Source organism: Pararhizobium sp. (genome assembly GCF_035497515.1).
Lineage (GTDB): Bacteria > Pseudomonadota > Alphaproteobacteria > Rhizobiales > Rhizobiaceae > Pararhizobium.
The window spans coordinates 19,883-40,335 of sequence record NZ_DATJDJ010000144.1; the positions used below are offsets into that span (position 1 = coordinate 19,883).

Annotated in this window: 17 protein-coding genes, 1 pseudogene and 1 riboswitch; of the genes and pseudogenes, 7 read left to right on the plus strand and 11 right to left on the minus strand. The window is 61.7% G+C overall.

What is annotated here, in order from left to right:
• Positions 1-5: 5 nt before the first annotated feature.
• The 3 genes and pseudogenes from VL202_RS14530 to VL202_RS14540 form a co-directional block, all read right to left on the minus strand.
• The gene (locus VL202_RS14530) at positions 6-1,178 is read right to left on the minus strand and encodes an ABC transporter substrate-binding protein (protein WP_325464832.1); all 1,173 of its coding nucleotides are present in this window, start codon (positions 1,176-1,178) and stop codon (positions 6-8) included.
• Positions 1,179-1,629: 451 nt separating this feature from the next.
• Positions 1,630-2,185 (minus strand): annotated as a pseudogene (locus tag VL202_RS14535) (IS6 family transposase); the annotation flags it as partial.
• A gap of 247 nt (positions 2,186-2,432) precedes the next feature.
• Positions 2,433-3,554: an alkene reductase gene (locus VL202_RS14540; RefSeq protein WP_325464811.1), complete on the minus strand. Its 1,122-nt coding sequence runs from the start codon at positions 3,552-3,554 to the stop codon at positions 2,433-2,435.
• A 155-nt stretch (positions 3,555-3,709) separates the two neighbouring features.
• On the opposite strand from VL202_RS14540, the gene VL202_RS14545 reads away from it, so the two are divergent.
• The 7 genes from VL202_RS14545 to VL202_RS14575 all read left to right on the plus strand — a co-directional run bounded on the left by VL202_RS14545 (position 3,710) and on the right by VL202_RS14575 (position 12,363).
• Entirely contained in the window at positions 3,710-4,099 is a 390-nt protein-coding gene (locus VL202_RS14545; RefSeq protein WP_325464812.1) for a helix-turn-helix domain-containing protein, read from the plus strand.
• 600 nt (positions 4,100-4,699) lie between these two features.
• Entirely contained in the window at positions 4,700-5,614 is a 915-nt protein-coding gene (locus tag VL202_RS14550) for a LysR substrate-binding domain-containing protein (protein ID WP_325464813.1), read from the plus strand.
• 218 nt (positions 5,615-5,832) lie between these two features.
• Positions 5,833-7,257 (plus strand): aldehyde dehydrogenase, encoded by a 1,425-nt coding sequence (gene aldA / locus VL202_RS14555; RefSeq protein WP_325464814.1) that lies wholly within the window; start codon positions 5,833-5,835, stop codon positions 7,255-7,257.
• 183 nt (positions 7,258-7,440) lie between these two features.
• Positions 7,441-8,658 (plus strand): mandelate racemase/muconate lactonizing enzyme family protein, encoded by a 1,218-nt coding sequence (locus tag VL202_RS14560; protein ID WP_325464815.1) that lies wholly within the window; start codon positions 7,441-7,443, stop codon positions 8,656-8,658.
• A gap of 18 nt (positions 8,659-8,676) precedes the next feature.
• The gene (locus VL202_RS14565; protein WP_325464816.1) at positions 8,677-10,290 is read left to right on the plus strand and encodes a GMC family oxidoreductase; all 1,614 of its coding nucleotides are present in this window, start codon (positions 8,677-8,679) and stop codon (positions 10,288-10,290) included.
• Positions 10,291-10,410: 120 nt separating this feature from the next.
• Positions 10,411-11,814 (plus strand): PLP-dependent aminotransferase family protein, encoded by a 1,404-nt coding sequence (locus tag VL202_RS14570; RefSeq protein WP_325464817.1) that lies wholly within the window; start codon positions 10,411-10,413, stop codon positions 11,812-11,814.
• A 150-nt stretch (positions 11,815-11,964) separates the two neighbouring features.
• Positions 11,965-12,363: a DUF983 domain-containing protein gene (locus tag VL202_RS14575; RefSeq protein ID WP_325464818.1), complete on the plus strand. Its 399-nt coding sequence runs from the start codon at positions 11,965-11,967 to the stop codon at positions 12,361-12,363.
• Between the two features lie 24 nt (positions 12,364-12,387).
• On the opposite strand, the gene VL202_RS14580 is transcribed toward VL202_RS14575, so the two are convergent.
• The 8 genes from VL202_RS14580 to VL202_RS14615 all read right to left on the minus strand — a co-directional run.
• Complete coding sequence (locus VL202_RS14580; protein WP_325464819.1) at positions 12,388-14,154, minus strand: SLC13 family permease; 1,767 nt, start codon at positions 14,152-14,154, stop codon at positions 12,388-12,390.
• A 129-nt stretch (positions 14,155-14,283) separates the two neighbouring features.
• Complete coding sequence (locus VL202_RS14585) at positions 14,284-15,030, minus strand: hydroxymethylpyrimidine/phosphomethylpyrimidine kinase (RefSeq protein ID WP_325464820.1); 747 nt, start codon at positions 15,028-15,030, stop codon at positions 14,284-14,286.
• Entirely contained in the window at positions 15,021-15,626 is a 606-nt protein-coding gene (locus VL202_RS14590; RefSeq protein ID WP_325464821.1) for a thiamine phosphate synthase, read from the minus strand. Before VL202_RS14590 ends, VL202_RS14585 begins: the two co-directional genes overlap by 10 nt.
• On the minus strand, positions 15,616-16,395 hold the full coding sequence (locus VL202_RS14595) for a thiazole synthase (RefSeq protein ID WP_325464822.1): 780 nt from the start codon (positions 16,393-16,395) through the stop codon (positions 15,616-15,618). Before VL202_RS14595 ends, VL202_RS14590 begins: the two co-directional genes overlap by 11 nt.
• 2 nt (positions 16,396-16,397) lie before the next feature.
• Positions 16,398-16,595, minus strand: coding sequence for a sulfur carrier protein ThiS (thiS, locus tag VL202_RS14600; RefSeq protein WP_325464823.1), 198 nt, complete (start codon positions 16,593-16,595; stop codon positions 16,398-16,400).
• Positions 16,592-17,632, minus strand: a complete 1,041-nt coding sequence (thiO, locus tag VL202_RS14605) for a glycine oxidase ThiO (protein WP_325464824.1) — start codon at positions 17,630-17,632, stop codon at positions 16,592-16,594. The genes thiS and thiO overlap by 4 nt, the downstream gene beginning before the upstream one ends.
• A 2-nt stretch (positions 17,633-17,634) precedes the next feature.
• The gene (thiC, locus tag VL202_RS14610) at positions 17,635-19,470 is read right to left on the minus strand and encodes a phosphomethylpyrimidine synthase ThiC (RefSeq protein WP_325464825.1); all 1,836 of its coding nucleotides are present in this window, start codon (positions 19,468-19,470) and stop codon (positions 17,635-17,637) included.
• A gap of 87 nt (positions 19,471-19,557) precedes the next feature.
• Positions 19,558-19,674: riboswitch (TPP riboswitch) on the minus strand.
• 77 nt (positions 19,675-19,751) lie between these two features.
• On the minus strand, positions 19,752-20,453 hold a 702-nt coding region (locus VL202_RS14615), incomplete at its 5' end, for an adenylate/guanylate cyclase domain-containing protein (protein WP_325464826.1).

Here is a 20,453-nt window from a genome sequence, read left to right on the forward strand (position 1 = left end):
TTTCTCTATTTCAGGACGCAGCGGGTTTCCGGCTGGTCGATGCCGAGCGTATCGAGCTCGGACACCTGATGCAGAAAGCCTTCCTGCGGCGACGTCGAGACGACCGAGCGCCCGTCGCCGAGGAAGATCGGCTGGCGCAACTGCCAGTTCCACTTGCGGAATGTCAGTCTCTGCCCCTTGAAGGCGGCGATGGAGAAATCGTCGGCGCGGATGAAGGCGGCGATCTTGTCCGGATCCGCGCCTTGCGTGCGCGTCGCGGCCTCGCCGATGATCCGCGCCGCCATCCAGGCCGACATATCCTTCGACAGCATCCGCCGGCCATTGGCCTTGGCAAAGCGGTTCTGGATCTGGGCGCCGCCCCACTGCTCGCTCGCGGGATGCCACGCGGACGGCATGAGGCCGGCCGTTCCGGCCACCAGACGCGGAATCCAGGTCCGGTACGGCAGATAGGTTCCGAAAACCTCGCTTTCGTCGGCGACCAACAGCACGTCGTAGTCCGGGAAGTCCTGCGTGAAGACCGGCATCTGGCGCTGGATCTGGACCACGCCGGAATCCGTCTGCCGGCCCGTACCAGTGTCTGTGAACTGCTTTTCCGCGACGATCTCGCCGCCGAAACGGGTCGCGGCGCGTCGCAACGCGTCGGCAAACAGCTTGTCCGTCTCATGGGAGCCATAGACGAGCACCCATCGGCGCCACTGTTTCCAGATCAGATATTGCGCGAGGCCATCGGCCAGCATGGTGCGGGCCGGCGCCGTGTGGAAGACGTTGGCCCGGCAATCCTCCTCGCGAAGGCTGTCGTCGGTGGCGCCGATATTGAAGATCAGTACGCCCCTGTTCCTGGCACGGTCGGCGATCGACAGCAACTGGGCGGCGGAGAGGTCGGCGAGAACATAGCGCGTGCCCTTCGACACCATGTCGTCGAAAGCCGGAACGGCATCGGCGCCCGGCTTCACCTCAGCCACGTCGAGGATGAACTGCTGGCCGAGAAATTTTCCCGTCGTGTTGTTGTCGCCAACCGCGACCGTCGCTCCCGCGACGCCTTCATCGCGCGGCGGAACGTCCAATACCGAGAGCGCGAGCTTCGGCCCATAGGCGCGAAGGTAGCCCAGCCGTATTTCCGTGACCTGCCGCGCGGCTGCCGATTGCTGCTGCGCCGAAGCGGAACCCCATTCCTGCATTCCGGTGCCGAAGAGGCCGGCGATCACGAAGAATAAAGAGGCAATGAACCTGAAATGATACGGCACCATGCATCCCGTCTGGTCAAGCGACAGCGCATCTCCAGCGCAAGCCGGATCTGTCTGGTATTCGGTGCCGCCGGCAGCTTATCCGAATCCAGTCCGATTTCAACGCAAAATCGCCTCCGTGGCTGCGCGAGGGAGGCGACTGGTGTCGTTTTGCATTGAATCGGGTTCATCCTCAATTTCTGTGGCTAACAGAGTGTTGGCGCCACGACTGCTATCTGCAGGGATGCGAACGCAATTGAAATGGTCACCCGGCCCACGGGTCAAAATTCTGGGTATCCCCCTTCAAGATGAAGAAAACTGGGTTGTTTCCGCCGCTGCGAAACCTGTCGGGAGTTGTCACGGTATCGAGCGGTGAACGGGCGCCCCTCTTTGCCGCTGTAGATGAGGCGACGGGGCCGGTGACGGCTTTCCAGTGAGTCATCGCGCGAATGCGATGACGGTGAGTGGCCCGTGCGGATCGTTTGTGACGGGGGGTAACGAAGAGATGTCGAAGCGCCGAAAAAATCGAGAGGAAGCGCTGTAAGCTGCCGGCTGATCGGAAACCTTGCATCGTCCTCTGCCGTTTGCGCAGTGGCAGATGCGAATTTTCCGCTCGATTGTTGAGACCCTTGTGGGATCGGGTGCTCGACAGCCGGCATACCCTCTCGCTTGGCCGCTCCATACGAGCGAAGCTTGCCGGTGATGATCCGCTTGGGCGGCATGCCCTGCTTCTTCAGCTGCCTGATGGGCAATCGCCTGGCGGCCTTCGTGTCGCGGCGGCTTTGAACACTCTCGTCGAGAACATAGCCATCTTGATCAACGGCACGCCAAGCCGGTGCTTTCGGCCTGCTATGGAAAGCACGCCCTCATCCAGGTGCCAGACATCTTGGCGCGACGGTTGCCTCCGACGACGTTGTTTTGCGTAGGCCGCCGAATTTCCGTCCCCATCGCCGTATCGTTTCTATGAGACGACAAGTCCGCCCGGCAGTGGGCTGGTGCAAAGGTCGATCAGCTTCGGCAGGAGGTTACCCAGTCCGCCGATTCGGCTGACATGGCAGACAAAGGCGCTGGCAAGTGGTTTCCGCCCTTTCAAGGGCGACTTTTTAATGACCATTAGGGCGAAGCCGCACACTTCACTCGGCGCCAGCCCCGAAGCGAAAACGGCGTAAAAGCTCGCCGTCGCCCGGTTGCCCGAAAGTCGTTTGCGGCCTATCTCGTGCCGAGTGGTTCGGCCGCGACGGGGTAATCAATATAGCCTGCGGCCCCGCCGCCGTAATATGTGTCACGATCGCTCAGACTGAGCTCGAGATTGCCGCGAAATCGCTCGACCAGATCCGGGTTCGAAATGAACGGTGCGGCAAACGCAATAGCGTCGGCGAAGCCATTTCTGATCAGCGCGTTGCCAGTCTCGAACGTATAGCCACCGTTCGCAATGAGACTGCCGGCGTAAAGTGCCCGAAAATGCTTCGTGACATCCTGCCCCAGAACTTCCAGGTGTGTTCCGGCTAAATCGTTCACAGGGTTCATCAGCTGAAGATAGGCGAGATGACGCTTCGAAAGCTGACCAACCAGGTACTCGAAGGTCGCAAGCGTTTCCCTGTCGGCGACGAAGTTACCGACGCCCGTCAGAGCGGGGCTAAGCTTGATCCCTACGCGACCGGATGTCCATGTGCCGACCATGGCGTCCACGATCTCAAGGACAATGCGGGCGCGGTTTTCGGCAGAGCCACCGTAATTGTCTGTCCTGCGATTCAGATTCTCGTAAAGAAAGGTGGGGATCAGAAACGTGTTGATGCCATGCAGCTCGACGCCATCGAAACCGGCGGTCTGTGCAAGAAGGGTAGCCTTAGCATAGTCCTCGACCGTGCGCGCTATATCGCTCACATCCATTGCACGAGGCGTGACCGTGTCCTTGAAGCCAGATGGCGTGAAAGCCTTCAAGCCCGGATTTATTGCTGAAGGAGCGAGTGGCGGGGCCCCATCGAGAAGATCTGGATGCGATGACGAACCGGTATGTCCGAGCTGGACAAAAATGCGTCCACCCGCTTTGTGGACGGCATCTGTGACACGGCGCCATCCATCGGCCTGCTCCTGAGTATAAAGGCCTGGCACATTTATGAAACCCACACTTTCCCGGCTTGGCCAGGTTCCTTCAGTAAGGATAAGGCCGGCCGATGCGCGCTGAGCGTAGTACTGCTCCTGAAGTGCATTGGGAACCATGCCGAGATTATCCGTTCGGGCACGAGTCATGGATGCCATGATGATCCGGTTGGGGAGTTCGAGCTCTCCCAAGAGTATTGAATTAAACAGGGGATGGTTTGGATTGCTCATGTCTGCTCACGAAGTTTGCAGCGCTATCCGCGTGTTCGCGCCGGAGTGGAGGATCAACCATGCCCGTCGACATCGTCGTTCCTATCAGCTAGAACAGCGCAGACCTGTAATCCAGTACCGACTTTTTTGTAAGTATGAAAATTTCGGAGAGGAATATGACCGAGACGAATTTCAAGTGTGGCCTTGAGGCAGTGCTGGCGATCCTTGGAGGCAAGTGGAAGCCGCTTATTCTCTATCATCTGGCCAATGGCCCCAAGCGCACTGGCCAACTCCGCAGGCTGGTCACGAATGTCAGCGAGAAGATGCTTATCCAACATCTCAAGGAAATGACGGACGATGGCGTCATTCGTCGCATTGATTTCCAAACGGTGCCGCCTCACGTGGAATACGAACTGACTGATTTTGGGGAAAGTCTAGCCAGCGTTCTCGCCCCATTGTGTGCATGGGGAACGCGTCACACGTCCGAAGTCGCAGCGATCGTCCAAAATAGGAACCGAGCATCTGAGGCGGCTTACGCCGTCAACTCTGTCATGGAGTCTCGCTAAGCGGCTGCTCGAAAACGGACGATGCCGTATCGTGATTGATATCTCAGAACGCGGGTTGCCGGCTTCATCGCTCAGAGGCCAAATATGACGGCTTTCGGGTCCTGCGAAGCAAAAATCGCGCTTACTACTATGCAATATAACAATGGTGGGGACACGTTCGTGACTGGATGTAGGTGGCGTCGGACGGGAGATTGTCGCGAAGTGACTTCTTCCTTGGCCGAGTTAGAATATTGCAAGTTGGCCACGGCGGCGTGAAAGTGCGTCAACCGTATGTGCCTGAATTTGCAAGTCTCAGCGCCATCAGGACCCCGCAACCAACAAAACTTGTAAATTCGACCACTCTGAATATTTGCTTCCAAGCTCCTCGCCATAACACGCTAGGAGCTTTTTGCGTTTGTGCATCCTATGCAACCGCGTGACTAATTTGATAGCCTGCGATGGAGTTTTCGTACGCGCGGCAAGGATCAATGCGCCACCGACCATGTGAAACGACGCCCTGCAAAGGGCCGTTGATTCAATGTCGCGGCCAAAGTACCTTCAGATCTGCGATTGCCTCGGGCGTTGTTGATCGTCCGCGCCAAATGTTATGGAAATGCGTGCATGCGAAAATTACCGGCGCTGTCGGCAATGAAGGTGTTCGAGGTCGTCGGCCAGACCCGGAGTTTCACCCGTGCCGCGGAGGTGCTGAACCTCACACAAAGCGCCGTCAGCCGGCAGGTGCGCAATCTGGAGAAACAGCTTGGCAAGGACCTGCTTATCCGCCGCCATCACGATCTCGAACTGACGCGCGCCGGAACCGAACTGATGGTGACGCTCCAGCAGGCCTTTCACACGATCGAGCAGACCGTGCGCTCCATCGTCGAGACCAGCAATCGCAATCGGCTGCGCATCAATGTGCCGCCGACCTTTGCCAAGCGCTGGCTGATGCCCCGGCTGTCGCGCCTGCGCCGGGCGCTTCCGGATGTCGAGATCAGCCTCAGCACGGAGCTCCGGGACAGTCTCGCCGAGCGCGGCCTGCTGGATTGCGCGATCCGCTTCGGAGACGGCGAATGGCCGATGCTGCAATCGCGCATCCTGATGACCGAGCGTCATATCGCCGTCTGTGCGCCCGATCTGCTCAAGGCCGCGACGCGCGATGGCCGGATCGATTTTTCCGCTTTCACCTTCCTGCATGTGCTCGCCTCGGCCGACCAGCGCTATCTGACCTGGCAGCACTGGCTGGACGCGGCCGGGTTTGGTGACATCGATATTCGCGGCGGCATGGAATTCGACCTGCTCGACCTGGAGATCGAGGCTGCCTGCAACGGGCTCGGCATTGCCGTGGTCGATCGCTTCATGGTCGGGCCGCAGCTGGAGAGTGGCGCGCTTGTGCCGGTCCTCGATATCGGCGTCGAGGGGCATGAATCCTATTGGCTGGTGACCCGGTCCGGCCAGCCGGAACCGGCCAATGTCCGTGATTTTCATGCCTGGCTGCTGAGCGAAGCGGCGCTCGATCAGGCCGCCGCCGCGACATAATTATCGACGGGGCCGAACATTCGTTTTTGGAATGCTTGGCCCGAGAATAAGTCGCTTGCGAAACCGGGAGGATCATCGCTCTACTTGCTACTGCATAACCCTTAAACCGGAATCGATTTAAGGGGAAAATTATGCAGCATATTTAAAGCGTTACAGCGACCTTTGCGCGTCCTGTTTGGCGCGCGGCGCTGTAAACAGCAAGTGGTTCGGGTGGTCTTATGGCACAGCATCGCAACTTCATCGGCGGCCGCTTTGTCGAGCCATCTGCGTCTGTCGGCATCGATGTGCGCAATCCGGCGGACGGCGCTGTCTTCACCAGCGTGCCCGCCGCGAGCGACGCGGATGTGATCGGCGCCGTGAAGGCCGCGCGGGATGCCCAGAAGGCCTGGCGCGTGCTTCCCGCCATCCAGCGCGGCGATGCGCTCCGGCGTCTGGCCGATGCCGTCGAGCGGCATGCGCCCGCAATCGGCGCGGCGCTCGCCCGGGAATCCGGCAAGAGCCTTGCAGATGCGACGGCGGAAGCGATCTACGGCGTCGAACTGATGCGCTACCACGCCGAATGGGCGCGCCGGGTCGAAGGCGAGGTGATCGAAAGCGATACGCCGAACGAGACGCTGATGCTGAAGCGCGAGCCGATCGGCGTCGTCGCTTGCCTCATCCCGTTCAATTTCCCGATCTACACGCTGGTGCGCAAGATTGCGCCCGCTCTGATCACCGGCAATGCCGTCGTCGTGCGGCCGAGCAATACGACGCCGACCTCCGCCTTCGCGTTTGCGCAGGCTGTGTTGGAGGCTGACCTGCCGGCCGGCCTGATCAACATCATGACCATGTCGCATGAGGTGGCGCGCACCATGTGCACCGAGCCGTCCGTGGGAATGATCACGCTGACTGGAAGCGTCAGCGCCGGCCAGATGGTGCTGGACTACTGCAAGGTCAATATCGCCAAGCCCTCGCTGGAACTCGGCGGCAAGACACCCGTCATCGTCGAGCCCGATGCCGATCTCGATCTGGTGGCGCGCTCGATCATATCAGCCAAGACCGCCCATTGCGGACAGGTTTGCACCTCGGCCGAGCGGCTTTATGTGCATGCTTCGGTCCATGATGCCCTTGTCGAAAAGCTGCGCACCGGCTTCGCCGCCCGCCGCTTCGGCAACCGTTCAGGCGATCCCGATCTCATGGGGCCGCTTGCCAATGCGGTGGCGCGCGATCGCATTCACGCCATGGTTGAGCGGGCGAGGGAAGAGGGGGCGGCGGTCGAGGCAGGTGGAATGGTGCCGGATGGCCCCGGCTATTTCTACCCACCGACGCTTTTGTCCGGCTGCCGCCAGGATATGGAAATCGTGCGCGAAGAGGTGTTCGGCCCGGTACTCGCCGTCATACCCTACGAAACCTTCGACGAGGCCCTGGCGCTCGCCAGCGACCACCAATTCGGGCTGGCGTCGGTGCTGTTTTCGGAGAATTACCGCAAGGTCATGCAGGCGGCGAACGAGATCGAGGCCGGCGAGCTCTACATCAACCGTTTTCCGGCCGATCCCTATCAAGGCTACCATGCCGGCTGGAAGAAATCCGGCCTCGGCGGCGACGACGGCAAGCATGGCATGCTGGAATTCACGCAGACCCGGCTTGTGATTTTGAAGCATTGAGAAACTGTGACTGCCCCTCATCCGGCCTATCGGCCATCGTCTCCCCGTTCTGACGGGGGAGAAGGTGCACGCGGCAAGCTTCGTTGTCCCCTCCCCCTGCGAGCGGGGAGAGGGCTAGGGCGAGGGGCAGTTTTTGGAAACCTTCGTCCGCCTTCTTGTTCATCAGCAGTCAAGGAACACGCCATGAAGATCGTATCGCTGAAAACCCATGTGGTTGCCGTTCCCCCGCCGCATGTCGGCGGCATGTATTGGATTTTTGTCGAGCTGGAGACCGCCTGCGGCATTTCGGGCGTCGGAGAGATCTATGCGACCTCCTTTCATCCCTCGGCCATGGTTCCGCTGATCGACGACGTTTTCCAGCGCTATCTGCTCGATCATGATCCTCACCAGATCGAGCGTTTCTGGCGGGCGGCCTATTCGAGCGGCTTCACCCAGCGGCCCGATACGACGATGATGGGCATCGTTTCCGGCCTCGAAATCGCCTGCTGGGACATTATCGGCAAGGCCGCCGGCCGGCCGGTGGCGGACCTGCTCGGCGGCACGGTGAACGAGAAACTGCGCGCCTATACCTATCTCTACCCGAAGAATGCCGCCGGCGAGTACGACTACAACGATCCGGACCTTGCGGCGGAAGAGGCGATCCGCGTCGTTGAGATGGGCTTTACCGCCGTCAAGTTCGATCCCGCCGGACCGTATACCAATTATTCCGGCCACCAGCTGTCCTTGGGTGTGCTCGATCGCTGCGAACTGTTCTGCGCCAGGATCCGCGAGGCGATCGGCAGCCGCGCCGATATCCTGTTCGGAACGCATGGGCAGATGGTGCCGTCCTCCGCCATTCGCCTCGCAAAGCGGTTGGAGAAATACGACCCGCTCTGGTTCGAGGAGCCGGTGCCGCCCGGACAGGAAGCCGCCATGGCCGAGGTTGCGCGCGGCACGTCCATTCCGGTCTCGACCGGCGAACGGCTGACGACGAAGTATGAGTTCCAGCGCGTGTTGCAGCTTGGCGCCGCCTCGATCCTGCAGATGAACGTCGCCCGCGTCGGCGGGCTGCTCGAGGCCAAGAAGATTGCAGGTATGGCCGAGGCTTTCTACGCGCAGATCGCGCCGCATCTCTATAACGGCCCGGTCGGTGCCGCCGCCAGTATCCAGCTGTCGGCCGCGACGCCGAATTTCCTCATCCATGAAGCGATCATGGATTTCGGCGGCTTCCACGGCGAGGTGTTGAAAAGCAAGCTGCAGTTCGACGACGGATATCTCATTCCCTCGCGCGAACCCGGCCTTGGCATCGAGTTGAACCTCGACGTGATCGCGAAACATTCGCCCTATACCGGCGAGCGCCTGCATCTGCAGATGGCCGCCGACCCCGCCGACATCAAGGCGTTCATGCCCGCCAGGGGCTGAGCCGCGCAGGGGCCTCCCATGATCCACGATTTCGTCATTGTCGGCGCAGGTTCGGCCGGCTGTATCCTGGCAAGCCGGCTCAGCGAGAGCGGCCACTACAGCGTCCTGCTGCTCGAAGCGGGCGGGGGCGACGATTCCTTCTGGTTCAGGATCCCGATCGGTTACGCCAGGAGCTACTACAATCCCAAGGTCAACTGGATGTATTCGACCGAGCCGGAAATCGAGCTTGCCGGTCGGCGTATCTATGTGCCGCGCGGCAAGGTCCAGGGCGGGTCCGGATCGATCAACGCCATGGTCTTCGTACGCGGCGCCGCCGATGATTTCGATGACTGGGCGGTGGCCGGAAATCCGGGCTGGGCGGCGGCCGATGTCCTGCCCTATTTCCGCAAGCTGGAAACCCACGAAAAAGGCGCCTCGCACTGGCATGGCGACAAGGGGCCGATCCATGTGACGCCGATGCGCGGCATGACGCATCCGGTCACCGACGCCTACCTGAAGGGTTGCGAAGAGCTGCAACTGCCCTCGACGCCGGATTTCAACGGCGCCTCGATCGAAGGGGCGGGGGTCTATGACATCAATACGCGCAACGGCCGGCGCTCGCATTCCAGCGCCGAATATCTGCGTCCGGCCCTGAAGCGGCCAAATCTCGCGATCGAACGGCGGGCGGTGGCGGAGAAGCTGGTCTTGGCGGAAGACGGCCGCGTGACCGGCGTCGAGGTCGTTCAGGACGGGCAGCGCCGAACCTTTCTGGCACGTCGCGAAGTGATCGTCGCTGCCGGGGCCGTCGATACGCCGAAACTTCTGCAACTGTCCGGTATCGGTAATGGCGAAGCACTGGCCCAGAAGGGCATCGAGACCCGCGTTCATCTACCGGCCGTCGGCGAAAACCTGCAGGACCATCTGGCCGCCAGTTTCTACTACCGCGCCAACCAGCCGACCCTGAACGGCACGTTCGGCAGTCTCTTCGGCCAGGCGCGCCTGGGGCTGCAATACATGCTCACCCGCAAGGGGCCTTTCGCCATGAGTGTCAATCAGGCCGGCGGTTTCTTCCGTGGCCGGCCGGACGAAGCGCGGCCGAACATCCAGATCTATTTCAATCCGCTGTCCTACCGCATCCCCGTGAACAAGAGCGCCTCCATGGTGCCGGAACCCTATGCCGGCTTCCTGATTGCCTTCAATTCCTGCCGGCCAACCAGCCGTGGCCGCATCGGGCTTGCCTCGCCCGATCCGTCCGACGCCGCGCTGATCCAGCCGAATTATCTGTCCACCGATCGGGATATCGACGAAGTCATCCAGGGCAGCCGGCTGGTCCGCCGCATCGCATCGGCCCCGTCGCTTGCCGCCGTCATCGAGGCTGAGGTTTCACCATCACCTGCGGCCGATAGCGATGCCAGCCTGCTTGATTATTTCCGTGCCAATGCCAGCTCGATCTATCATCTCTGCGGCAGTTGCGCGATGGGGCCGGATGCGGCGCGTTCCGTGGTCGATAGCCGGCTTAGGGTACATGGCATTCAGGGCCTGCGTATCGTTGATGCCTCGGTCTTTCCGAATGTCTCGGCCGGAAATATCAATGCGCCGACGATGATGGTTGCGGAAAAGGGCGCCGCGATGATCCTCGAGGACGCGACGTGAAAGCCAGAATATCTCGGCCGGATGGACACCGGTTTTGGCCGGATTCGACATTGTTGGTGACAGGGAGAATTTGCAACAATATACAGTCAATATCGACGGCAAGAATATTGGCAGACCGCAATGAAAGACTGGCGACCGGATCTCAGCCTGAGCAGCAGCCCGCGCTACATGGCGATTGCCGATCGGATCGAGATGGATTTGCGCAACGGTGTGCTTGAAGTCGGCGACCGGCTGCCGCCGCAGCGGGAGCTCGCCAAGCGTATCGATATCGATTTCACCACCGTCGCCCGTGGTTATGCCGAAGCGCGGAAGCGGGGTTTGGTGGATTCGCATGTGGGGCGCGGTACGTTCGTGTCGGGTGGGCCGAACAAGGCGGGTGGCAGTGCAGTCTCCTATATTGCCCCCGATCTCTACCGGGAAGCGGCCATCGATCTTTCCATGAACCTGCCGCCGGAACCTTCCGATCCGGAGCTTATCGCCCGCATGCGTGAAGGCATGGCGACGGTGGCGGCGAATCTCGTTCCGCTTCTACGCTACCAGGGATTTGGCGGCTTGCCCGTGGACAAGGAGGCCGCGGCCGGCTGGCTTGCCCGACGGGGTCTTGTGCCGTCGCAGGACCGAATCTTCGTGACGCCGGGCGCGCATCCGGCGCTGCTGGCGATTTGCGGTCTGCTGGCCAGGCCGGGTGAAACGATCCTTTCGGAAAACATCACCTATCCCGGCATTCGCTCGATCGCCGCGCAGCTCGGCCTTGTCCTGTCCGGCTTGCCGATCGACGAAGACGGTATTTTGCCGGATGCTTTCGCGGCGGCCTGCGAACAGTTGAACCCGAAGGCGCTCTATCTCAATCCGACCCTGCAGAACCCGCTGACGCTGACGATTCCCGAGCAGCGTCGGCGTGACATCTGTGTGGTCGCCCAGAAATATGGTGTGCCGATCATCGAGGACGATGCTTACGGGTTCATTCCGCAACAGGCACCGACGCCCTTTGCCGCCCTTGCGCCGGATCTGACCTGGCATATCGGCGGGCTGGCCAAATGTCTTGGCGCGGGACTGCGGCTGGCCTATGTCGTCGCCCCCGATAGCAAGGCGATCTGGCCGTTTGCCGGCGCGATGCGGGCCGTAAACGTCATGGCCTCGCCGCTCACCATGGCGCTTGCCACGCGCTGGATCGAAGACGGTACGGCCGATGCGATCCTGCGCTTCCTGCGCGAAGAGGCATCGGCCCGGCAGGACATGGTGGCCGCCATCCTGCCTGCCGGAAGCTATCGCAGCGATCCGATCAGCTTCAACATATGGCTGCCGCTGGTCAATGGCTGGACGCGCTCCATCTTTGCCAGCCATATGCGCTCGGCCGGCATCGGCGTCGTTGCCAGCGATGCCTTCACCGTCGATTGTATCGCACCGGAAGCGGTGCGGGTCTGCCTCGGCGGCCCGATCGACCGCGAGAAACTTCAAGGCGCATTGGATTTTATGGGGCATGCGCTCGAAGGTCCGCCCGAGCGCTCGGCGTCATTCTTCTGAGGCGATCTGCCGCCCTGCATCGTCACCTCTCACTTGTCGGAAGCGGACGAAGCTATGCGTCACTATGCCGTATAGGGTCAATCCAAATAATGATGCTATATTGAATGCAGTCAATGATGATATTGATTGTAGCTCACAGGAGCATTCGTCATGCACACGGAATGGCCCCCGATCCCGCCGACCACGACAGGCCTAAAAGGTCGCTGCCCGCGCTGTGGCCAGGGCCACATCTTCAACGGTTTTCTAAAGCTGCGGCCCGAATGCGAGGTGTGCGGCCTCGATTATGGTTTCGCCGATCCGGCCGATGGTCCGGCCTTCTTCGTCATCTGCTTCGGCTGCGTTCCGAGCGTGCTGCTCGGCGTCTGGCTTGAGGTCCAGTATAGCGCGCCTTTGTGGGTGCACCTTCTCGTCACCGGTCCGTTCATGCTGGCGACCTGCATTCCACCACTGCGACCGTTGAAGGGTTGGCTTGTCGCAAGCCAATATTTCTACAAGGCAGAGGAAGGAAAACTGGCGCGCCGCCCGACTGCCTCAACCGAGAGTACCTGACACCTGTCATGGTCGCCATGACATTCATATCGGCCAGGCGATCAACAGAATGGGCACGCTGACGATGAGCACGAGGATCGAGAGCGGCAGGCCCAGGCGCGCGTAGTCTCCAAAGCGGTAGCCGCCCGGACCCATGACGAGCGTATTGCACTGATGCCCGATCGGCGTCAGAAAATCGCAGCCGGCGCCGATGGCGACAGCCATCAGGAACGCGTCGGGTGCGAACCCCAGTTTTTCCGCGAAAGTCGCTGCGATCGGGGCCATGACCAGGACAGTCGCTGCATTGTTGAGGAAGGGCGTGACCGCCATCGCCGCCGCCAGGATCAGCGCGAGAGCGCCATAGGGCGGCAGGATCGCCGCGGTCCTCGAAAGCAGATCGGCGATGACCTCGGTGGTGCCTGTGGTCCTGAGTGAATCACTGATGGGGATCAACGCCGCCAGCATGATCAGGATAGGTGCGTCGAGATGACTGTAAAGGCTGCGCAGCGGCACGCATCCGGAGACGACCATCAGGAAGGCAGCCGCGAAGAATGCGGTTGCAACCGGCACGCCACCGAACGCGGTGGCTCCCATCGTGGCCATGAGGATCAACACCGGGATGAGGCCGGTGCGGACGCTCCCCAGTTTCAGATCGCGTTCGACCAGGGGCAGGCAATCCCATTCGCGCAACATGTCCGGGAGACGCTGCAGATTGCCTTGCAGGACCAGAACGTCGCCGTTGCGGATCTTGATCTCGCCCAGGCGTTCGACAAACCGCTTGTCGCGGCGGCTGACGGCGAGAAGGTTCAGGCCAGTATTTTCGAACAGTGACAGGTCCTTGGCGCTGAGCCCAATCAGGCGGGAATGTTCGCCGACGATCGCCTCGACCGAACTGACGTCCTTGACCGCATCCTTGGCGTGCTTGCGGTCGGACAGTCGCAGCTTTCCTTCGCTGACGATCTTGTCGAGCGCACCCTGTTCTCCCTCGATGATCAGGACATCGCCATCCTTGAGGATCGTGTCCGGCAGGGGCGTGCGTCTCGCGCCGTTGTCGCTAATGATGGCCGTGACCATGGCGTCGCCCTGAGCCGGCTTCTGCAGCCAGGCAATCGATTGGCCGGTGGCGGTGGACTGTGCGGTGAGGCTTGCCTCGGTGGTGTAGTTCTTGATCTTGACCGCCTCGTGCATCGAGGCTTCGTCTTTTCGCCGCTCCGGCAGGAGCTTGTAGCAGGCGCCGAGAAATAGGATGCCGACCACCGTCAGGGCCGCGCCGACCGGCGTGTAGTCGAACATGGTGAAGGGCGTGCCGGTGATTTCCTCGCGCACCCGCGAAACGATGATGTTCGGCGATGTGCCGATCTGCGTCATCAGTCCACCCAGCAGCGAAGCAAACGACATCGGCATGAGGAACATGGACGGAGAGACACTGGATTTGCGCGCCATCTGCACGGCGACGGGGATCATGATCGCCAATGCGCCAATATTCTTGATGAACGCCGAGAGAACCGCAACAATGACGACAAGGATGATCAACTGCGCCCTTGGCCCGCGTTTTTCCGGTGAGACACGGCGCAGTGCGATATCCATGACGCCGGATCGGGAGATCGCCGCGCTGACCACAAGGGCGCTTCCCACGATGATGACGATGTCATCCGAGAAACCCGAAAATGCCTCTTTCGCCGGAACGATGCCGACGATGACCGCCGCGAGCAGCGAACCAGCGGCAACGATATCGTACCGGTAGCGGCCCCATACGAAAGCCGCCATCATCAGGGCGATGATGATGAGGGAAAGCCATTGATCTGATCGCATGTTTTCATCCTGGTGGTGCCGGTAAACGCACGAGGTCCGATATCGATAGACGCGTGGCGCGAAAAAATCGAGATCGGGTCGCCGGTCTGTCGGATATCGGGCCGCCAGCGGAATTTGAAGGGGCTGAACCTATGTTCGGTGGAGAATCTCGTCCACGAGCTCGCCGTGAACATAGGCCTTCGCGCCGTCAATCGCGGCAGCAAGTTCGTCGCCATGGGCAAGGCGCGCGGCGACGGCGCTTGCCAGCATGCAGCCGGTGCCGCGCATCGTCACGGCAAGACGGGGTGAAGCAAATGAATGCGCCGGATGGCCGGGGCGGAGCAGGATATCGATCGATTGCTCGCCGGTGCCATGACCGCCCTTGACAAGCACGGCCCGCGCGCCGCTCTGGATCAGATCCCCAGCCTGTATAAGTGCGCCCTCCGACAGACCTGATGCCAGCCAGGACAGTTCCGGCAGGTTCGGCGTGACCAGTGCACACTGGCGAAAGAGGGCGAGCAGCCCGGGTTTGGCATCAGGGGGCAGCAGAGCGGCGCCTGACGTCGAAACCAGAACAGGGTCGAGCACGACGGGGATATCCGGACGATCCTCAAGAACGCTTGAAACAGCCCACACCGTATCGGATGTCGCCAGCATGCCGATCTTGATTGCGGCGACCGTGTTCGCGGCCAGCGACGCCCGCATCTGCGCAGCGACGATATCCGGCGCGACTGCGTCGACATGGCCAACGCCGGCATGGGTCTGGACGGTGACGGCGGTGATCGCCACGGAAGCCTTTACTCCAAAAGCAGCGAGTGTCTCGATGTCGCGAACGATGCCGGCGCCGCCGGATGAATCCGAGCCGGCGACGACGAGGACATGCGGCCTCATCGCCATGGCGCCGTCTTCTCGATCCATTGCCGGGTGCGGGCCTCCGGATCGGCATTCAGCGTGATGTCGGTGACGAGGGCCGCCGAGTCTGCACCATGGGCGAAGACGCTGTCGATCCTGTCGATGTTGAGTCCACCGATGGCGACGAGCGGCAGGCTACCGATCCGGGCCTTCCAGTCGCGCAACCGATCCAGCCCCTGCGGCGCCCATTTCATCTTCTTCAGGATGGTCGGCCAGACCGGCCCGAGCGCCACATAATCCGGGGAGGCGGCCAGCGCGGTCTCGAGTTCGGCCTCGTCATGGGTCGAAAGGCCAAGTTTCAAACCGGCGGCGCGGATCGCTTTGAGATCGGCGAGGCCCAAGTCTTCCTGGCCCAGATGGACGAAGTCGCATCCCTCGTCGATCGCGAGGCGCCAGTGATCGTTGATGATCAACTGGCAATCATGGGCGGTGCAGGTCGCTTGGGCGCGGCGGATGTCGGTGCGCAATTCCGCCTCACCGCCATCCTTCTTGCGGAGCTGTACCAGCCTGACGCCGAGCGGTACGAGGCGTTCGATCCACTCGGCGCTATCGACGATCAGGTAGAAGGGATCAAGCTTCATGAAACACCGCCTTGCCGATCACCGGCGTCGAGGGAACGGCCATGTCGCGTGGCTCCAGCAGCCCTGAAGCATAGGCCATGTGGCCTGCATCGATGGCGCTGGCAAAGGCTTGCGCCATGGCGGCGGGATCGCCCGCACCGGCCACCGCCGTATTGAGCAACACGGCATCGAAGCCAAGCTCCATCACGGTCGCGGCATGCGACGGCCGGCCGATACCGGCATCGACGATCAGCCGGATATCCGGAAAATGGCCGCGCATGCTGCGAAGCGCCATGGAGTTGATCGGTCCCATGGCCGAGCCGATTGGTGCGCACCAGGGCATCAGCACCTTGCAACCCGCATCCAGCAGCCGCTCCGCCACGACAAGGTCATCGGTCGTGTAGGGAAAGACTTCGAACCCATCTTCACTGAGGATCCGTGCCGCCTCGACGAGGCCAAAGACATCTGGCTGCAGCGTATCGTGATTGCCGATGACCTCAAGCTTGATCCAGTTGGTGGCAAAGACCTCACGCGCCATCCTGGCGGTCAGCACGGCTTCCTTCGCCGTGTGGCAGCCGGCGGTGTTGGGCAGGACCCTGACGCCGAGCGAGCGGATGAGTTCGAAGAAGGTGCCGCCACTCCGGCCGCCCGCCGTCTCGCGGCGCAGGGACACTGTGACGATTTCCGTTTTCGACCGGCGGACGGCGTCGCCAAGGATGGAAGGAGAAGGATAACGCGATGTGCCGAGCAGCAGGCGCGAGGCGACCTCTATTCCATAGAGCGTCAGCATGGTCAGCCTCCCTGCATTGGTGAAAGGATTTCGATACGGTCGCGGTCGGACAAACTGAAAGCCGCGCGCTCCTCGCGATGCACCAGTTCGCCGTTGACGGCTGTCGCCAGCCAGTCCCCCTCGTATTCGAGGGAGATCAGCAGGTCTGACAGGACGGAAATGTCCGTCTGGTGATCCTCGCCGTTGATCGTCAGGTTCATCGGCTTGCTCCAATGCGGGGTGAGTCGGAATACCCGGGGACTGGCGGCGTGAACATAGGCCGTCCTTCGGATTTTCCGGAAAGGGACGAAAGAACGTGATCCGCCGCGCGTGCGGCGATCGCGGGGGCGAGCAGGAAGCCGTGGCGATAGAAACCGTTGACGCGCAAAGTTCCGCCATCATCGAAGAAGGCCGGAAGATTATCCGGGTAGGCTGGCCGCACGCCAGCGCCGGTTTCGACGACCCGGGCCTCGCCGAAAGCCGGATGCACGGCATAGGCGGCGTTCAGCAGTTCCATCAGCGAGCGGGCGCTGATCGGTCCAGCGTCCTCACTTTCGATCATCGTCGCACCGACCATGAAGCGATGGTTTTCGCGCGGCACGATATAGAGAGGGATGCGCGGATGCAGCAGCCGGACGGGCCGCGACAGCTGCACATCCGGCGTTTCCAGGATCAGCATTTCCCCTCGGACGCCGCGCAGGCGCGGAGCGTCGCCGATAGCCCGCGCGCCGGTGCAATCGATCACGCGATCAAAGCCATCCGCTGGATAGGCTTGGCTGTCGAAGTGGAAGCAAACGCCGATCCCGATCAGCTTTTCATGCAGGGCACTGAGTGCGCGGCGCGGATCGAGATGCGCCTCGTCCCGGAAGAACAGGGCCTTGCCGAAACGTCCGGCAAGCGATGGCTCCAAAGCGTCGATCTCCTCGGCTCGCAGCCAGTCGAAGCCGGAGGTACGGCTGGCGAAGCGGCCAAGGTCCGCCGCGTCGCGCGGCGGCGCAACGACCAGCGTTCCCTGCCGAACGACATGCCCGGGCAGGGCGGTCTCCCACCAGTCCGCCGCCGGCCGGCCGAGCTGCATGACGGCATCCGGCGCATTTTCGCTCTCGCACCAGGGCGCCAGCATGCCTCCGGCAAACCAGGATGCGCCGCCACCGGGCCGCGCTGCCTTTTCCGCGACCTCGACATCAACCCCTTTCGAGGCAAGTTTATGGGCAAGGGTGAGGCCGGCAACGCCGGCCCCCCGGATCAGGACGCGCATGGTCACTCTCCCGCGGGAACAACGGTTCCGTCCGGGCCAAGCGGCATGTAGAGATCGCCACCGGCCTGGAATTTCGCGGCCATCGCCTCCAGTCCCTCTTTCTGCGCCTCGGCCCGGATATCGTGGGAAATCCGCATCGAGCAGAATTTCGGCCCGCACATGGAGCAGAAATGCGCCACCTTGTGGGCTTCCTTCGGCAGGGTTTCGTCGTGGAAGGAGCGTGCCGTTTCCGGATCGAGCGACAGGTTGAACTGGTCTTCCCAGCGGAACTCGAAACGGGCACGCGACAGCGCGTCGTCGCGCAGTTGGGCTGCCGGATGACCCTTGGCGAGATCGGCGGCATGGGCGGCGATCTTGTAGGTGATGACGCCGGTCTTGACGTCGTTGCGGTCTGGCAGGCCGAGATGCTCCTTCGGCGTGACATAGCAGAGCATGGCGGTGCCGAACCAGCCGATCATCGCCGCGCCGATGCCGGACGTGATGTGATCGTAACCCGGTGCGATATCGGTGGTCAGCGGCCCGAGCGTGTAGAAGGGCGCCTCGCCGCAGACGTCCAGCTGCTTGTCCATGTTCTCCTTGATCTTGTGCATCGGCACATGGCCGGGGCCTTCGATCATCACCTGGCAGTCCTTCGCCCAGGCGATCCGGGTCAGTTCACCCAGCGTCTCCAGCTCGGCGAATTGCGCGGCGTCATTGGCATCGGCGATCGAGCCGGGACGCAGGCCGTCGCCGAGCGAGAAGGTGACGTCATAGGCGCGGGCAATGTCGCAGATCTCATCGAAATGCTCGTAAAGAAAGCTCTCCTTGTGGTGATGAAGACACCACTTGGCCATGATCGAGCCGCCACGTGAAACGATGCCGGTGACGCGGTTGACGGTGAGCGGGATATAGGCGAGCCGCACGCCGGCATGGATGGTGAAATAATCGACGCCCTGTTCGGCCTGCTCGATCAACGTGTCGCGATAGACCTCCCAGGTGAGGTTCTCGGCGATGCCGTTGACCTTTTCCAGCGCCTGGTAGAGCGGCACGGTGCCGATCGGGACCGGTGAATTGCGGATGATCCATTCGCGGATATTGTGGATGTTGCGGCCGGTGGAAAGATCCATGACGGTATCGGCGCCCCAGCGCGTCGCCCAGACCATTTTCTCGACTTCTTCGGCCATCGACGAGGTGACGGCGGAATTTCCGATATTGGCATTGATCTTGACGAGGAAATTCCGGCCGATGATCATCGGTTCGGACTCCGGATGGTTGATATTGGCGGGGATGACCGCCCGGCCGAGCGCGACCTCCTGGCGGACGAATTCGGCGGTGACATGATCCGGTATGCGCGCGCCGAAACTTTCGCCGTCGCGCACCAGCGCTTCCCTCGCCGCCTTGCGGCCGAGGTTTTCACGGATGGCGATATATTCCATTTCCGGTGTGATGATGCCGGCGCGGGCATAGGCGATCTGGGTCACCGCCTTGCCGTCCCTGGCCTTCAGCGGCTGGTTGCGCAGCGGGAATTCCGGTGTCAGCCGCTCGCCGGTGGCGAAGCCATTGTCTTCGGGTTTGACGTGGCGGCCATCATAGCTCTCGAGGTCGCCGCTTTTCGCCAGCCATTCTTGGCGAAGGCGCGGCAGGCCGGCATCGATGGAGACGAGATGGGCGGGATCGGTATAGGGGCCGGAGGGGTCGTAGACGGTGACGGGCGGTTCGCCCGATGTCGGATGCACGGCAATCTCGCGCATCGGCACGCGGATCTCCGGGTGAAGTTCGCCGGGAATATACACCTTGCGGGAGGCGGGCAGCGGCCCGGTGGTGACAGTCGGAGTGATGGGCTTTGCGGCAATCGTCATGGTTGAGGCTCCAAAGGTTGGAGACCCAGTCAACAGAGCCGGAATGATGAAAAGACGCTGACGCGGTCCGCAGACGGAATCCGGGTCGTGGCAGCGCTTGCACCGTCCCTACGCCAGTATGAACTGGATCAGGTTCAACGGGTCACTGCGCTGCGAAAGCCAGCAGTATCTCAGCCCCTTGTCGGGACCCCCCTGGTGAATACGTCAAGTTAGGCACAGTTTCTGGTGGAGCGTCAAGGGCGGTTTGGTCGCCGGGGTCTGGCTTGGGATGATTAGCCGGCTCACTGCAGGCGCGATCGCATCATCTGGTAATAGGCCTGGAGCTGTGGAATCTCATGTTCGAGCGCGGCAAATTCCGGGCTTTCGGCCGTGAGATCACCGGCATATTTGGCCTGGACGAGGGCGGCATGGCGGGCGAGCGCATCCGCCGGTATCGGCCGCAGCACCGTGAAGATCGGCGACAGCGTGGTGCGGCCCTTGACGGTGATGCTGTCGAGCTCCGCGACGGTGAAATCGGCAGCACTCAGCCGCGCGGTCTGCTCACCGATCAAAAGCGGCACGCCGTAGTTTTTCGATTCGCCCTCGAGACGCGAGGCGAGATTGACGGAATCGCCCAGCACCGAATAGTCGAACCGGCGCGACGAGCCCATATTGCCGACGACACAATCGCCGGTATTGATGCCGATCCCGATGCGCAGGGTCTGGGGCTTGGTCGATCTCCCTTCCGCTTCCGCGCGCAGTTCGGCGTTGAGGACGTCCATCGCCTCCAGCATCTTCAGCGCCGCGCCGACGGCATGGCTTGCATGTTTCTCGTCGTCCAGCGGCGCGTTCCAGAAGGCCATCAGGCAGTCGCCGATATATTTGTCGATGGTGCCGCCGCTTTCGAGGACGATTTCCGACAATGGCGTCAGCAGACGATTGATCAGCGTCGTCAGTTGCTCGGGGTCGTCCTTCAATGCTTCCGAAATGGTGGTAAAGCCGCG

Bases quoted from the DNA above. Each gene is read 5' to 3' on its own strand.
- VL202_RS14530 (WP_325464832.1), bottom strand. From the start codon at position 1,178: ATGCAGGAATGGGGTTCCGCTTCGGCGCAGCAGCAATCGGCAGCCGCG.
- VL202_RS14540 (WP_325464811.1), bottom strand. From the start codon at position 3,554: ATGAGCAATCCAAACCATCCCCTGTTTAATTCAATACTCTTGGGAGAG.
- VL202_RS14545 (WP_325464812.1), top strand. From the start codon at position 3,710: ATGACCGAGACGAATTTCAAGTGTGGCCTTGAGGCAGTGCTGGCGATC.
- VL202_RS14550 (WP_325464813.1), top strand. From the start codon at position 4,700: ATGCGAAAATTACCGGCGCTGTCGGCAATGAAGGTGTTCGAGGTCGTC.
- aldA (WP_325464814.1), top strand. From the start codon at position 5,833: ATGGCACAGCATCGCAACTTCATCGGCGGCCGCTTTGTCGAGCCATCT.
- VL202_RS14560 (WP_325464815.1), top strand. From the start codon at position 7,441: ATGAAGATCGTATCGCTGAAAACCCATGTGGTTGCCGTTCCCCCGCCG.
- VL202_RS14565 (WP_325464816.1), top strand. From the start codon at position 8,677: ATGATCCACGATTTCGTCATTGTCGGCGCAGGTTCGGCCGGCTGTATC.
- VL202_RS14570 (WP_325464817.1), top strand. From the start codon at position 10,411: ATGAAAGACTGGCGACCGGATCTCAGCCTGAGCAGCAGCCCGCGCTAC.
- VL202_RS14575 (WP_325464818.1), top strand. From the start codon at position 11,965: ATGCACACGGAATGGCCCCCGATCCCGCCGACCACGACAGGCCTAAAA.
- VL202_RS14580 (WP_325464819.1), bottom strand. From the start codon at position 14,154: ATGCGATCAGATCAATGGCTTTCCCTCATCATCATCGCCCTGATGATG.
- VL202_RS14585 (WP_325464820.1), bottom strand. From the start codon at position 15,030: ATGGCGATGAGGCCGCATGTCCTCGTCGTCGCCGGCTCGGATTCATCC.
- VL202_RS14590 (WP_325464821.1), bottom strand. From the start codon at position 15,626: ATGAAGCTTGATCCCTTCTACCTGATCGTCGATAGCGCCGAGTGGATC.
- VL202_RS14595 (WP_325464822.1), bottom strand. From the start codon at position 16,395: ATGCTGACGCTCTATGGAATAGAGGTCGCCTCGCGCCTGCTGCTCGGC.
- thiS (WP_325464823.1), bottom strand. From the start codon at position 16,595: ATGAACCTGACGATCAACGGCGAGGATCACCAGACGGACATTTCCGTC.
- thiO (WP_325464824.1), bottom strand. From the start codon at position 17,632: ATGCGCGTCCTGATCCGGGGGGCCGGCGTTGCCGGCCTCACCCTTGCC.
- thiC (WP_325464825.1), bottom strand. From the start codon at position 19,470: ATGACGATTGCCGCAAAGCCCATCACTCCGACTGTCACCACCGGGCCG.